Annotated in this window: 11 protein-coding genes; 6 read left to right on the top strand and 5 right to left on the bottom strand. The window is 73.6% G+C overall.

Annotation, left to right across the window (positions count from 1 at the left end):
• Positions 1 to 4: 4 nt before the first annotated feature.
• The 5 genes from ACZ619_RS26995 to ACZ619_RS26975 form a co-directional block, all read right to left on the bottom strand.
• Complete coding sequence (locus ACZ619_RS26995) at positions 5 to 1,207, bottom strand: GNAT family N-acetyltransferase (RefSeq protein WP_469603917.1); 1,203 nt, start codon at positions 1,205 to 1,207, stop codon at positions 5 to 7.
• Positions 1,208 to 1,267: 60 nt separating this feature from the next.
• Positions 1,268 to 2,401: an LLM class flavin-dependent oxidoreductase gene (locus ACZ619_RS26990; RefSeq protein ID WP_469603915.1), complete on the bottom strand. Its 1,134-nt coding sequence runs from the start codon at positions 2,399 to 2,401 to the stop codon at positions 1,268 to 1,270.
• Between the two features lie 25 nt (positions 2,402 to 2,426).
• Complete coding sequence (locus tag ACZ619_RS26985; RefSeq protein WP_469603912.1) at positions 2,427 to 3,710, bottom strand: hypothetical protein; 1,284 nt, start codon at positions 3,708 to 3,710, stop codon at positions 2,427 to 2,429.
• On the bottom strand, positions 3,707 to 4,513 hold the full coding sequence (locus ACZ619_RS26980; RefSeq protein WP_469603910.1) for an alpha/beta fold hydrolase: 807 nt from the start codon (positions 4,511 to 4,513) through the stop codon (positions 3,707 to 3,709). Before ACZ619_RS26980 ends, ACZ619_RS26985 begins: the two co-directional genes overlap by 4 nt.
• Before the next feature lie 88 nt (positions 4,514 to 4,601).
• Entirely contained in the window at positions 4,602 to 6,155 is a 1,554-nt protein-coding gene (locus ACZ619_RS26975; protein WP_469603907.1) for an APC family permease, read from the bottom strand.
• 1,068 nt (positions 6,156 to 7,223) lie between these two features.
• Here ACZ619_RS26975 and ACZ619_RS26970 point away from each other — a divergent pair.
• The 6 genes from ACZ619_RS26970 (at position 7,224) to ACZ619_RS26945 (ending at position 13,858) form a co-directional block, all read left to right on the top strand.
• The gene (locus ACZ619_RS26970; protein WP_469603905.1) at positions 7,224 to 8,462 is read left to right on the top strand and encodes an ROK family transcriptional regulator; all 1,239 of its coding nucleotides are present in this window, start codon (positions 7,224 to 7,226) and stop codon (positions 8,460 to 8,462) included.
• Between the two features lie 133 nt (positions 8,463 to 8,595).
• On the top strand, positions 8,596 to 8,730 hold the full coding sequence (locus ACZ619_RS26965) for a hypothetical protein (protein WP_469603902.1): 135 nt from the start codon (positions 8,596 to 8,598) through the stop codon (positions 8,728 to 8,730).
• A gap of 230 nt (positions 8,731 to 8,960) precedes the next feature.
• Positions 8,961 to 10,070 carry an LLM class flavin-dependent oxidoreductase gene (locus tag ACZ619_RS26960; RefSeq protein WP_469603899.1) on the top strand — a complete coding sequence of 370 codons (1,110 nt, stop codon included), beginning with the start codon at positions 8,961 to 8,963 and terminating at the stop codon, positions 10,068 to 10,070.
• Positions 10,070 to 11,440 carry an LLM class flavin-dependent oxidoreductase gene (locus ACZ619_RS26955; protein WP_469603896.1) on the top strand — a complete coding sequence of 457 codons (1,371 nt, stop codon included), beginning with the start codon at positions 10,070 to 10,072 and terminating at the stop codon, positions 11,438 to 11,440. Before ACZ619_RS26960 ends, ACZ619_RS26955 begins: the two co-directional genes overlap by 1 nt.
• Positions 11,437 to 12,651 carry an acyl-CoA dehydrogenase family protein gene (locus tag ACZ619_RS26950; protein ID WP_469603893.1) on the top strand — a complete coding sequence of 405 codons (1,215 nt, stop codon included), beginning with the start codon at positions 11,437 to 11,439 and terminating at the stop codon, positions 12,649 to 12,651. Before ACZ619_RS26955 ends, ACZ619_RS26950 begins: the two co-directional genes overlap by 4 nt.
• A gap of 1 nt (position 12,652) precedes the next feature.
• Entirely contained in the window at positions 12,653 to 13,858 is a 1,206-nt protein-coding gene (locus tag ACZ619_RS26945; protein ID WP_469603890.1) for an acyl-CoA dehydrogenase family protein, read from the top strand.
• The last annotated feature ends 1 nt before the right edge of the window (position 13,859 follow it).

Below are 13,859 nucleotides of genomic sequence, written 5' to 3'. Positions count from 1 at the left end.
GGGGTCAGAAGAGGGTTCCGGAGTACGGCTGGACGCCGGTGGCGAACAGCGCGTCGGCGCGGTGGACGGCGTCGGGGCGGTGGGCGCGGACCCGGCCGGTCGCGGCGAGCTGCCGCCAGCGGGTGCCGCCGAGGTAGACCGCCGCCAGCGCGGACACGTCGAGGTCGAGGTCCGGGTCGGCCGCCGTGCGGCCCACCGCGCCGGGGCCGATCGCGTAGGTGCCGCTGTTCTTGGGCAGCAGCGGGTCCTCGACGCGGATCACGACCGGTTCCCCCGCGGTGTAGGCGCGCTGTCGCAGGGCCTCCTCGACGTCGACCAGGCGCAGCCACGTCTCGTCGTGGGCGCCGCCGTCCGCCACCGCCCGCCTGTCCCGCGGGGCCAGGGGCAACGGGTCGTCGAGGGCCAGGGAGCCGAACGCGACGACGTCCACGAGGTCGAGGGAGAACAGGTGACGCCACAGGCCCGCCCGGGCCGTGTCGTCGTGTGCGACGAAGTCCGTGACGGTCACGGTGCGTCCGGTGCCGCCGAACCAGGATTCGGTGTCCTCGGGCCGGTAGATCGCGTAGCCGGTGTCCGTGCCGTCCTCGTCGCGGTGGACGACCACGTAGCGCGGCACGGTGCTCCTGGCCTGGCGCAGCTCGTTCAGCCGCCACCAGCCGTCGGGGCGGTGGACGGCACCCGTCCACGCGGCCCGCCGGTAGATCCGGTCGAGGAGTTCGGGGCCGGCGGCGTCGTCCACCAGGCGCACGGTGCCGCCGGCCGGGACCGAGTCCCGCAGGGCGGAGCGGCGCAGGTCGACGCGGGCGGAGGTCTGCGAGGTCGCGACGCCGTAGCCGAACCGTTCGTAGATGACGGCCTCGGAGGCGCGCAGCGAGGCGACGGTCTCGCCGCGTTCGGCGGCGTCGCGCAGCTGCCGGGTGAGGAGGTCGCTGACGATGCCGCGACGCCGGTGGGTGGGCAGCACGCCGACGTGGGTGACGGCGGCGTGCGCGAGACGGGCACCGCCCGGGGCCACCAGCCAGCCGGCGTAGGAGTCCACGCCGGCCACCACGTCGTCGCCGTCGAAGGCGCCGAGGTACCGGCCGGGCTCGGTGATGGCGGCGGCGTCGATGTCGCCGAACGGCAGTCCCACCATGGCCCGCAGGAAGACGCGGAAGGCGGCATTGACCTCGTCGGGCGCGGTGAGCGTCCTGATCTCGATACTCATACGGGTGCTTTCGTCGGTGTGCGGAGCGGACGGGCGACGCGGTGTCAGCGGCGTTCGGTGTCAGCGGCGAGCGGTGCCGGCGTCGTCCGGCGCGGTGACCAGGCCGAGGCCGCGCAGTTCGGCGGCCGCGCCCTCGGCGAAGTGGTAGGCCTCTTCGAGGTGCGGCTGGCCGGAGAGGATGAAGTGGTCGATGCCGAGCGCGTGGTACTCCGCGATGCGGTCGGCGACCTCGCGGTGGCTGCCCACCAGCGCGGTCCCGGCGCCGCCGCGCACGAGTCCGTAACCGGCCCAGATGTTCGGGTAGACCTCCAGGTTGCCGCGGTCACCGCCGTGCAGCGCGTTCATCCGCCGCTGCCCGACCGACTCGCCCGCGGCGAGCACCCGCTGTGTCTCACGGACGCGGGTGTCGTCGATGCGGTCGAGGAGCCGGCCGGCCTCCGCCCACGCGGCGGCCGAGGTGTCCCGGCTCAGTACGTGGAACCTGATGCCGAACGACAGGGTGCGGCCCGCCTCGGCGGCCAGCACCCGCATCCGCCCGATCCGTTCGGCGATCTGCGGTGGTGTCTCGCCCCAGGCGAGGTAGGTGTCGACGGTGCGGGCGGCCACCCGCTCGGCAGCCGGGCTGGCCCCGCCGAAGAACACCGCCGGCGGCTCGTACGGGGCGAACGGGATCGCGGCCCGGCGGATGTCGTAGTGCTCGCCCCGGAAGTCGAACGGCTCGCGGGCCGCGCCGACTCCGCGCAGTACGGTCAGGAACTCCTCGGTGCGGGCGTAGCGCTGGTCGTGGTCCAGATGGTCCCCGAACCGGCGCTGCTCCACGGAGTCCCCGCCGGTGACGACGTTGAGCAGCAGCCTTCCGCCGGACATCCGCTGGAAGGTGGCGGCCTGGTGGGCGGCGAGCGTCGGCGAGACCAGACCCGGCCGGAACGCCACCAGGAACTTCAGCCGGTTGGTGACGGCCGCGAGCGCGGCCGTGGTGATCCAGGCGTCCTCGCACCAGGTGCCGGTGGGCGTCAGCACGGCCTCGAAGCCCAGCTGTTCGGCGGCCCGGGCCACCGTGCCGAGGTACTCGGCGGTGGGCGGCCTGAAGCCCGCGCGGACCGCGGCCAGGCCCTTCTGCGAGCCGTCGCCGGAGCCGACGATGTCGCGGTTGTCGCCGTTGGTGGGCAGGTACCAGTGCAGGTGGACGTTCATCGGGTCAGGTCCCTTGTGCCGGAGATCAGTGCCAGGTGGCCTGGTGGTCGCGGTGGGTGGCCAGGTAGGCGCCCGCGCCGAAGTGGTGGTCGTAGAAGTCGGTGTCGAGATGCTGGGCCTGGAGGTAGTTGAGGATGTGCACGCTCGGCACGGTGCCGGGGATCTTGCCGAAGGTCTCGTCGACGTAGCGGACGGCGTCGGTGAGCAGCCCGCGCAGCCGCGCGTCGAACGGCGCCGCCGAGCCCCGGACCCCTGGGGTGTCGCGCCAGGGTCCCGGCGTGGCCGGGTTCAGCGGGCCGCCGGCACCGGACTTGCGCTGCGTGAAGCGTTCGACGGCGTCGGCGGCGTCGCGCACATGCGGCCGGGTGAGCGTCTCGAAGACGCCGGGCAGCCCGGTGGGGTTCGGCAGCGACCAGCGCTCGTCGGTCTCGACGTGGAAGCCGAGACCGGGCACGTCGGGGTCGCCCGAGGCGCCCAGGAGGGAGAGCCGGTCGATGCCGTCGAACGTCCAGCCGCCCAGACCGAGACCGCCGAGCAGCAGGTGCCCGGCGTAGACACCGGTGATCAGCTCGGCGCTGGCCTCGGCGAGCGTGTACTGCTCGACGAACGACAGCGGGAACGGCTCACCGGCATGGCGCAGCGAGGCATCGTCGGCGCCGGGCACGGGACGGCCGTTGATGTCGTCGTACAGCCCGTAGCCGTTCTGGAGGAAGAACGCGACGTTGGCGATGAAGTGCTGGGCCAGGTCGGCGACCGGGATCACCAGCAGGGAGCCGGGGTGGTTGGCGATCCAGGTGTTGTGGCCCTCCAGGTACGGCTCCTCGCGCGGCAGGTGGATGCGGCGGTCGGACAGCTTGCGGTACCGGGAGACGGTGGCCGTCAGCCAGCGGTCGGCGTCGGTGACCCCGTCGGTGACCTCGCCGTCGGGTGCGGCGTCCCGGCTGGAGAGGAAGTAGGTGCCGGAGTCGTCCGTGAAGAAGAAGTCGGTCGTGTGGAAGCCCGCGGCGGACGGGAAGGTCCGGCCGCCCGCGGATCCGGGGTAGTTGGGCAGCGCGGGCGCGTAACCGGGATGGTGGGTGATCCCGAAGTTCCAGCCGGTCACACCGGTGACGGTGGCCAGGACCAGGGCGCGCTCCACCTCGCTCAGCGGCTGCGGTTCCCTGCCGCTGCGGAAGGCGAGTTCACCGGCCGGTATCTCGCCGCCGACCGGGAAGCGGCGCGAGCGGCGGCCGTTGATGGCGGAGACGAGCGGGAAGCGCAGCAGCGCTTCGACGGCGTCCCGTTCCCGGTCGGTGAGCGTGAGCGTCATGCCGTCACCCCGGCAGTGGCGTCGGCGTGCTCCAGCACGAACGCGGCGACGGCGGCGGCGACCTGACGGTGCGCCGACTCGTTGAGGACGTCGTGTCCGGCGTCGTCGACGATCTCGGTGCGCAGTCCGGGCAGCCGGTCCTGCCAGGAAGTCACCCCCGCGAGCGGTGCGATCGGGTCGCGGGACCCGTGGACGGCCAGCAACGGCAATGCGAGCGAGGGCAGTTCGCGCTCCAGACGCGCCCACACCGGAGGGAACGCCTCGGCGAGCAGGCCGCCGATGTCGGCGGAGGTGAACGCCAGCGGGTCGTTCTCCAGCTGGTCGAGGTAGAAGGGGTCCGAGGACAGGTCGGACGGGTCGAGCTCGAACGCGTCGTCCGTGCCGTCCGCGGGCCCGGTGAGCCACGGCAGCGGCGACAGCGGGGAACCGCTGATGACGGCGGCGGAGTAGAGGGACGGGGTGTCGAGCGCGGTGAGCAGGGCGACGAGGCTGCCGAGCGAGTGTCCGCCGATCACCACCGGAACGCCGGGGGAGGCCTTGTGGGCGAGCGCGGTGAGGGTGGTGGCATTGGCCACGAGGTCGTCGAACCGGCCGAACCGGCCCCGCTCGCCGTCCGTCAGACCGTGGCCGATCTCGTCCAGGGCCCAGACGTCGACGCCGCGGGCGCCGAGGGCCGCGGCGTAGCGGTGGTAGAGGCCGCTGTGCTCGCCGAAGCCGTGCAGGAAGACCAGGGAGGCACGGGGGGATCCGGTGGACCAGTGGCGGTAGTAGACGCGCCCGGTGGCGCCGTCGAAGTGAGGCATGGGAGTACTTCCGGTCGTGAGGGTGGCGATGGCGGGTGTTGACCGGCGGTGGGACCCCCACGGCTGCGGGAGCCCCACCGCCGGAGAGTCAGTCGGACCGGCCGACGAGTCCGTCGACGGCGTCGTCCGCGCGGTGGCTGCCGCGGACCGCGTCGAGGATGCCCAGTTCGGCGAGCCGCGCCTGCTCCGCCTCGGACAGCGTCTGGATGGAGCCGATCCGGGCCGCGACGTCGGGCCGGGTCGACCGCAGCCACAGGTAGCGGCCGAGGCCGGTCAGGAGCAGCGCGACGAAGACGTACGGCAGGTAGCGGTAGGCCCCGCTCGGCACCGGGACGAGGTTCTTGTAGATGACGTAGACGATGCCCACGGTGGCCAGCGCCGACAGCGCGATGCCGGCGGGTGTGAGCGCCTTGATCCGGCGCAGCCACAGCGGGGTGGCGACCGCCACCACCAGGTAGGCGAACAGGTAGCCGTAGCTGGAGACGATGCCGATGTAGACGTCCCACTGGAACCGGCCGACGTCGCTGACGGTGCCCACCAGGCCGAGGACGAAGCCGATGAGGGTGACGACGCCGATGGCGATGTGCGGGGTGTGGTGGGTGGCGTGGACCCGCCCGAGCGGTGCGGGCAGCGCGCGTTCCCGGGCCAGCGTGAACAGGCTGCGGGCGCCGGAGTTGATGACGGCGGAGGAGAAGACGATCATCGCGGTGCCGAGCAGCAGGTTGACGGGGTACGTCACCCAGCTGACGCCGGAGTTCTGCGCGACGACGGGCAGGGGGGTGCTGTCCGCGTCGAGGGTGTGGGGGCCCTGGAAGCCGAGCACCTCGGGGTAGGTCGCGAACAGGTAGAGCAGGGACAGCACGACCACCAGGCGCAGGATGGCACGCGGCACGTTGCGGTGGGCGTCGCGTGCCTCGTGGCCGAGCGAGGCGGCGCTCTCGAAGCCGGCGTACGAGCCGACCGCGGAGACGGCCGCGATCAGCGTGGTGCTGTTGCCCAGATGGCTCAGGCTGAACTGGGCCGTGTCGAGATGCGCGCCGTAGTGGACGTAGGAGGCGACGAGGATCACGGCGATGGCGGCCGCGGAGGCGACCTCGAAGATCAGGCCGGCCTTCGCGGAGATGCTGACGCCCCGGAACGGGATGTAGAGGGCGACGGCGGTGACGACGACCAGCAGCAGCACCTTGAACACCACGTGGTCGGTGTGCAGCCCGATCTGCTGGAGGAAGCCGTTGAAGTAGAGGACCGCGCCGAGCACGCCGCCCGCCGCGAAGCCCACGTATCCGATGATGAGGGCCCAGCCGGTCATGAACGCGGCGACCGGCCCGAGGCCGTTGCCGGCGTAGGTGCCGAGCGAGCCGGAGGAAACGGTCCTGCGGGCTTGCAGCGCGATCACCGCGGCGATCAGGTAGACGATGATGCCGCCGGTGATCGCCGCCCAGAACGTGCCCTTGCCGGCGACGAGGAACAGGGAGCCGGGCACGCTGGCGAGGGCGACGCTCGGGGCCGCCGCGGCGAGCCCCTGGGCGAAGACGCCGAGGCCGGAGACGGCGTCGCGGGGCAGGTCCGCGCCGTCCTGGCCGTCGGCGGACGGCGGTGGCGCGGCCGTGCCGCTGTCGATGACGGTTTCTTCAGTGGTCATGGTGGTGGGAGAGCCTTTCGAGACCGCCCGGGCAGGGCGAACCGGCCCCGGTGGGAAGCGTCTTGGCGCGGGGGAACGCGACGCGGCACGGCGCGCGGGCGGGGACCCGGGCGGGGGGAGTGCCGCGTTGGCGCGCCGCAACGGTGGGTACGGGGTGTGCCGCAGGGCGAACCGCGGCCCCGGCCGTGTCACGAGCGGTGACGAGGACCGGTGGCCGTGGCGGAGGAAGGGGAGCAAGGGGGGGGACGAAGGCGCGCAGGCGGAGCCGGCGGACGCGGGGTTCAGCGGCCGCAACGGCCGTGTACCGCGTCGCTCACGAGGCCGGCGGAGCCGGACCCGGCCGCGGCACGCACCGCGAGACCGCTCGCGGGCGACGCCGTGCCAACAGGCCCGGAAAGAAGGGGAGAAGAGTGCCCTGCGTGGTGCGGGGACAGTGTACGGACCGTCGCCGGCACCATGTGCGCCTGGGTCAGCGGCGACAGAAAGCGCTGGAGACGTGCGCCAGGTCGATGTGGCGCCGACGGACGAGAGCGGGGCGGGCGTGCATGAAAGGCACCTCACCAGACGGACGACGCGCAGGTCAAGGCAGCCGGGACACTGTTCACGTTGCGGATACAAGGGGGCGTTCCTCACATGTTCCCGCGGAGCGCGGGGCGAGCGGATGTCCTCGCGCGGGCGAGCCGGTCGGGCGGTGCGTCAGGGGACCGGACCGGTCGGCTAACACCGCGCCGATCGGAGGGAGTTGCGCCCGGGACGGCCTCCCGGCCGCCGCGGCGGACCGGGCCGCGAGGCTGTGACCGGTGGATGGACGAGGCTGAACCAGGGCGCATTCGTCACGTATGGTGCCTCTCCCCGGGACCGAGGGAACCGCTCGGCGGGACTCGGCCGCCGCACGGCGCGTGCGAGCAGCCCCGGCGGCCCGCCAGGAGCACCCGAACACCGGGTCGTGGTGGACGCGGAGCCGTGGTGCGCAGGGAGCCGTGGTGCACCCGGAGCCGTGGTGGACGCGGAAGAGACCTAGCTCTTGCGCCGTCCCGCCGATCCACCCTCCGCAGGAAATGGAGCACGATGCCCGGAGAACTGTCCGCCCCCGCCGACGGCACCCGCGGCCGGCGTGGCACGGGCCCTGGCGGGACCGCGCGGCACCGGCCCGAGCGGGGCGGCGCCGCGGGGGCGGTGCTCAGAGCGGTGGCCCGGCAGGGACCGACCCCGCGACGCACCATCGCACGCCTGACCGGCCTGTCCGGAGCCTCCCTCAGCGGCCGTGTCGCCGACCTGCTGGCTGCCGGACTCCTGCGCGAACGGGGCGATCTGGTGCGCCGGCACACGGCCGGCCGCCCGCACGTCCTGCTGGACCTGGGCACCGGCTGGTTCGTCGCGGGGCTGCACATCGGAGTGGACTACGCCACCGCGGCCCTGGCCGATCTGAACGGGCGGATCATCGCCCAGCGCGAGCTGCCGCACCTCGACGGGACCCAGGAAGACGTCCTGGGCGCGGCCGCCGACGCGGTGCTGGACCTCATCTCCCGGCACGGGCAGGACCGGCGGCTGCTGGCCGCCGGCGTGGCCACGGGAGGCTGGGTCAACCGCGCGGACGGGATCCTCGTCGAGCACGGCGCGCTGGGCTGGACGGACCTGCCCGTCGCCGACCACCTCAGGGCCCGGCTCGACGTACCGGTCTACGCCGACTCCCACGCACGTACGCTGCACAGCGCCGAGTACCTGTTCGGCGCGATGGCGGGAGCGGAGAACGCCCTGACGCTGTTCGTCGGCACCGTGGTCGACGCGGCCTTCGGCATCGGCCCCGTGGTCCACCACGGGGCCGCCTTCCGCGCCGGGGCCGTCGCGCATCTGCCCCTTCCGGGCAGCACCCGTCCCTGCTCGTGCGGCCGCACCGGCTGCTTCGGCGCCACCGTCTCCCAGCACACCCTGATGGCCGCGGCCCGGGAACGGGGGCTGCCCGCCGACGACTACCGGGCCCTGAGCGCACTCGCCGCCACCGGGCACCGCGAGGCACTCGGGCTCTTCCTGGACCGGGCCCGGTCCATCGGGCACGCCGTCGCCCTGTTCGCGGCCTTCCTCGATCCCGAGGTGGTCGTGGTCACCGAACCCGGCGCGGGCGCGCTTCCCGGCACGCTGGAGGAGATGCGCGCGGAGGTGGCGCGGCAGAGCCGCAGCGCGGGCGGACTGCCGGTCTCCGTGATGCGGGGCTCCTTCCCCGACGGCGACGTCCTGGCCCGGGCGGCGTGCACGGCCGCCCTCGACGCCGTCTTCCACGACCCCTTCACCCTGGTCGGCCACGGCTGACCTGCGCGGGGGCGCCTGACGGGACCTCGGACGGATCATGCGGGCGAGGGATGTGGCGTACGTCTCCGTTCTGGTGATTAGTTCAGCTTGTCGCAAACTTGTACGGGCACATCACGGACAGCAGACTTGAGCCATGAACACCGGACGGAACAGCCGCAACGCCAGCTCGCAGAGCTGTCGCGCCGGCCTGTCCGCTCCCGGAGTGCGCCTGACGCGCCGGCTCACGGTCGACCAGGTCCGCCTGTTCCTGCCCTGTCGCCCCATCTGAACAGGGCGCGGCACACGCCGCGTCGTCAGCCCGCCTCGCCCGAGCGGCCGTGATCTGTCCCGGCTGCCGTTCCACCGCCGTCGAGGCCTCTGACTCCCCGCATCCCCAGTCTCCTTCACCTCCCGCGTCACGATCCGTGCGGGGGTCCCGCCGACGTGCGCCCGTCCGCCGGCCGACTCGATTGGTCCCTTCATGCCTGCCAGCACCGCCATGCCCGCAGAGGCGGAGTCATGACCGTCCACCTGCACTGGTACCTGCCCACTTCCGGGGACGGCCACGGAATAGCCGGCGTGGGACCGGCCGCCGGGCTCCGGCGCCCGCCGTCGCTGGCCTATCTCACCCAGATAGCGAGAGCAGCCGACGACCTCGGCTTCACCTCGCTCCTGACCCCCACGGGCACCTGGTGCGAGGACGCCTGGATCACCACCGCGGCGCTCATCGCCGCGACCGAACGGCTGAAGTTCCTGGTCGCCTTCCGGCCCGGCCTCATCTCCCCGACACTGGCCGCACACCAGGCGGCCACCTTCCAACGCCTCTCCGGCGGACGGCTGTTGCTCAATGTGGTCACCGGCGGCGACACGGCGGAACAGCGCCGCTTCGGAGACCACCTGGACCACGACCACCGCTACGAGCGCACCGACGAGTTCCTCGACGTGATGGCCGGAGTCGGCGACCCGAACCTGCCCGCCACCGGATACGACCACAGCGGCCGGTACTTCACCGTGGAGGGCGCCGCCGTCCGCACCGCACCGTGGGGCCCGCCTCCCGTGTTCCTCGGCGGGTCCAGCCCGGCGGCCGAACGGGTGGCCGCACGGCGCGCGGACACCTACCTGACCTGGACCGAGCCCCCGCAGGCCGTGGCACGGCGCGTCGAGCGGGTCCGCGCGCAGGCCGAGCAGCGCGGCCGACAACTGGAGTTCGGCCTGCGGATCCACCTCATCACCCGGGACACCGCCAAAGAGGCGTGGGCCGAGGCCGACCGGCTGCTCGACACGCTGACCGAAACTCAGATCGCCGCCGCCCAGCGGCACTTGGGGAGCCTGGACTCGGCGGGGCAGCAGGCGATGAACGCCTTGCACCGAGGCAGCCGCGACCACCTGGAGGTCGCCCCCAACCTCTGGGCCGGGTTCGGACTCGTGCGGCCCGGAGCGGGCACGGCCCTGGTCGGCAGCCACGACGAGGTCGCCGAACGGCTCGCCGAGTACCACGCCCTCGGCGTACGCCACTTCATCGTCTCCGGCCAGCCGCACCTCGAAGAGGCCTACCGGGTCGGCGAGAACCTCCTCCCCCTGCTCCGGCGCCGTACCGGCGTCGCGCCGCAGCCGACGAAAGCACCGTGATGAACCGTCAGATCAAGCTGGTCGCCGGCCTGCCCACCGGCCCTGTCGCCCACCACCACGGCGGCTGGCGCCACCCGGAGGCCGACAACGGCTTCCTGAGCGCAGCCTTCCACGCCCGCACCGCCCGGCTCCTCGAACGCGGCCGTTTCGACCTGGTGTTCCTCGCCGACAGCCTGGCGCTGTCCGACACCCACGGCGCGACACCGGCCACCACACTGAGCACCGGGGGACAGGGCGCGGTCTGGCTCGACCCGATCGCCGTGCTCGGAGTGATGGCCGCCGTCACCGAACGGATCGGCCTGGGCGCCACCATCTCCACGACCTACTACCCGCCGGCCCACATCGCCCGCGTCACGGCGACCCTGGACCACCTCTCCGGCGGCCGCGCGGCCTGGAACGTCGTCACCTCCGCCACCGACTCCGAGGCCCGCAACCACGGCCTCGGCCACCACCTGCCGCACGACCTGCGCTACGACAGGGCCGACGAACTGGTCGGCGCCGTCCGCGCCCTCTGGGACAGCTGGGAACCGGACGCGCTGCTTCTGGACCGCGGCGCGGGCAGGTTCGCCGACCCCCGCAAGGTGCACTACACCCACCACAGCGGTGAGCACTTCGCGGTCCGCGGGCCACTGCCGGTACCGCGCCCGCCCCAGGGACACCCGGTGCTCCTCCAGGCCGGCAGCTCCCCACGCGGACGCCACTTCGCCGCCCGGTGGGCCGACGCCGTCTTCACCATCGCCACCGACCGCGCCGCGGCCCGCGCCTTCTACGACGACCTCGGACAACGGGCCGTCGCCGCGGACCGCCCCGCCGGCCGGCCGCTGGTCCTGCCCGGCGTGATCCCGGTCGTCGGCGCCGACGCAGCCGAGGCCCGCGAGCGGGCCCGGTTCCTCGACTCCCTCGTGGACCCGCTGTCCGGGCTCGCCACCCTCTCCAACCACCTCGGCATCGACCTGTCCGCCCACGACCCCGACACCCCCGTACGGCACGTCCTGGACGGGCTGCGCGGGACCGGCAGCCAGGGCATCCTCCGCAACCTCGCGGAGCGCACCCGCACCACCGACCACTCCCTGGCCGACGTGGGCGCCGCCTACGGACGCCACGTGATGCTGCCCCGCTTCGTGGGCACCGCCCGTGAGGTGGCCGACGAACTCGAACTCTGGTTCACCGACCGGGCCGCCGACGGGTTCGTGATCTCGCCGACCCACAGCCCCGGCGCCCTGGAGGACTTCGTCGACCACGTCGTCCCCGTCCTCCAGGAACGAGGACTCGTCCGCACCGACTACACCGGCACCACCCTGCGCGACCACCTCGGCCTCGCCGTGCCGCCGTACCCGCCCCGCCCCGACACGGAGGACAACAGCCGATGACCGAGACCCTGCTGGGACTGACACCCGGCGAACTGGACGAGCGCACCACACGGCTCCTGCACGAGGCACGCACCGTGCGCGACACGCTGAGCGCCGACGCGGTGGAACGCGAACGCGACAACGAACCCCCGCACCGCGAAGTGGACCTGCTGCGCCGGGCCGGACTGCTCACCGCCTGGGGCACCGGCGACACCGCCCACGACGTGACCTGGCCCGCCGCCCTGGAACTGGTGGCCGTCGTCGCGGCCGGCGACACCAGCATCGGCGCCCTCCTCGGCTACCACTACGCCAGCAGCCAGTTCGCCCCCCTGCTGGGCACCCCCGAACAGGCGGCGCGCATCTGCGCGCGGGCGGCGGACGAAGCCTGGCTGTGGGGCGGCGTGGTCAACCCCGTACCGCCCGCCCTGGTGGCCGAGGCCGACGGCGACGGCTTCCGCATCTCGGGCCGCAAGAACTTCAGCACCGGTGCCTCCGTGGCCGACGCCGTGGTGGTCCGCGCCGAGATCGACGGCACCGAACGCTACTTCGTGCTGCCGCGCGACCGGGACGGCATCCACAGCGACCGCTCCGGCTGGGACCACCTGGGCCTGCGGCTCAGCGAGAGCGGACCGACGGAACTGAGGAACGTGCGCGCGGAACCGGCCGAACTCCTCGGCGGACCCGCCGAACCCGAACCGCCCACACCCCGCCACACCCTGGTGACCCCGCTCATCCAGTCCGTGTTCGCGGCGTTCTACCTCGGCGCGGCCCGCGGGGCCCTGACCGACGCGGCCCGCTACGTCAGGGAGGAGACCCGGCCCTTCGGCGCGTCCGGAGTCGCCCGCGCGGCCGACGACCCCTACATCGTCGAGACCTTCGGCGAGCTGGAGGTCTCCCTGCGCGCTGCCGCCGCCCTCCTCGGCAGGTCGGCCCGGCGCCTGCACACCCTCTACACGGGCGGCGCACCCGTCGGCGCCGACGACCGCGGCGAGGCCGCCGTCGAGGTGTACGCGGCCAAGGCCGCCGCCACCCGGGCGGCCCTGCACATCACCGCCACGGTGTTCGAGGTGCAGGGCGCCCGCTCCGCGGCCCGCCGGTTCGGCTTCGACCGCCGCTGGCGCGACGTGCGCACACACACCCTCCACGACCCCGTCGTCCACAAGTTCCGGGAAGTGGGCGACCGACTGCTCAACGACCGCTTCCCCCAGCCGGACAAGGAAGGTTTCCGCTGACATGCCCGCCCACCTCCCGGTGACCGACGCCGGTCGCCTCGACGCCACCGAGGCGCTCGCCCGCGCCCGCCACCTGTCCGCCGCGCTCGCGGCCCGCGCCGCCGAACGGGACCGGTCCGGCGAAGTGCCGCAGGCGGAACTGGCCCGTCTCGCCGCCTCCGGACTGCTGGCCGTCACGGTGCCCCGCAGCCACGGCGGCCCCGAACTCGGCCTGCGCGTGCTCGGCGAGATCGTGCGGCTCCTGGCCGTGGGTGACCCCTCCCTCGCCCAGGTCACCCAGAACCACTTCCAGACCGTCGACCTGCTCACCCGGCCCGGCACCCCGGACCTCATCCGCGACACCTACCTCCCGGCCGTCGCCGGCGGAGCCCGCTTCGGCAACGGCGTCTCCGAACGGGGCGGCCGCACCCCGCTGGACTTCACCACCACCCTCACCCGCGACGACAGCGGACAGCTGGTCCTCAACGGCACCAAGTACTACGCCACGGGCGCCCTGACCGCCGACCTGGTGACCATCGCCGCGCTGAGCGAGGGGAGCCCGGTGATCGCCGTCGTCGCCCGGGACGCGCCCGGACTCGACGTGCACCAGGACTGGAACGCCTTCGGACAGCGCGCCACCATCAGCGGCACGCTCACCCTGCGGGACGTCCCCGTCGCCGAAGGACACGTCCTGACACCGTTCGGCGCGCAGGACGCCCCGCCCACCACCCATGCCGCGGTCGGCCAGTACGTTCACGCCGCCATCGACACGGGGATCGCCGCGGCCGCCCTGCGGGAAGCCGCCGACTTCCTGCGGGACCAGGCGCGTCCCTACCACGACTCGCCGTGGGAGGCCGCCGAGGAACCCCACGCGCTGCTCGCCCTCGGCCGCCTGGACACCGTGGTCTACGCGGCCGAGGCGGTCCTCGCCCGCGCCGGCGACCTGCTGGACGCCGCCGCGGCCGATCCGACACCGCGCGCCGTCGAACAGGCCCGCTTCGCCGTCGCCCGCGCCCGTGCCGTCAGCGCCGAGGCGGCCGTCAGCGTGTCGAGCGAGGCGCTCGACGTCGCGGGCACCTCCGCCACCGACATCCGCTGGGGCCTGGACCGCCACTGGCGCAACGCCCGCACCCACACCCTGCACGACCCGACCCGCTGGAAGTACCACTACCTCGGCGACCACCTTGTCAACGGAAACGTCCCCGCCGCCGGGGCCATCGGATTCTGAC

This window comes from Streptomyces sp. NPDC104367 (assembly GCF_055583825.1).
The sequence above is the reverse complement of the archived record's forward strand: the minus strand, read 5'-3'. Positions and strand labels throughout refer to the sequence as shown.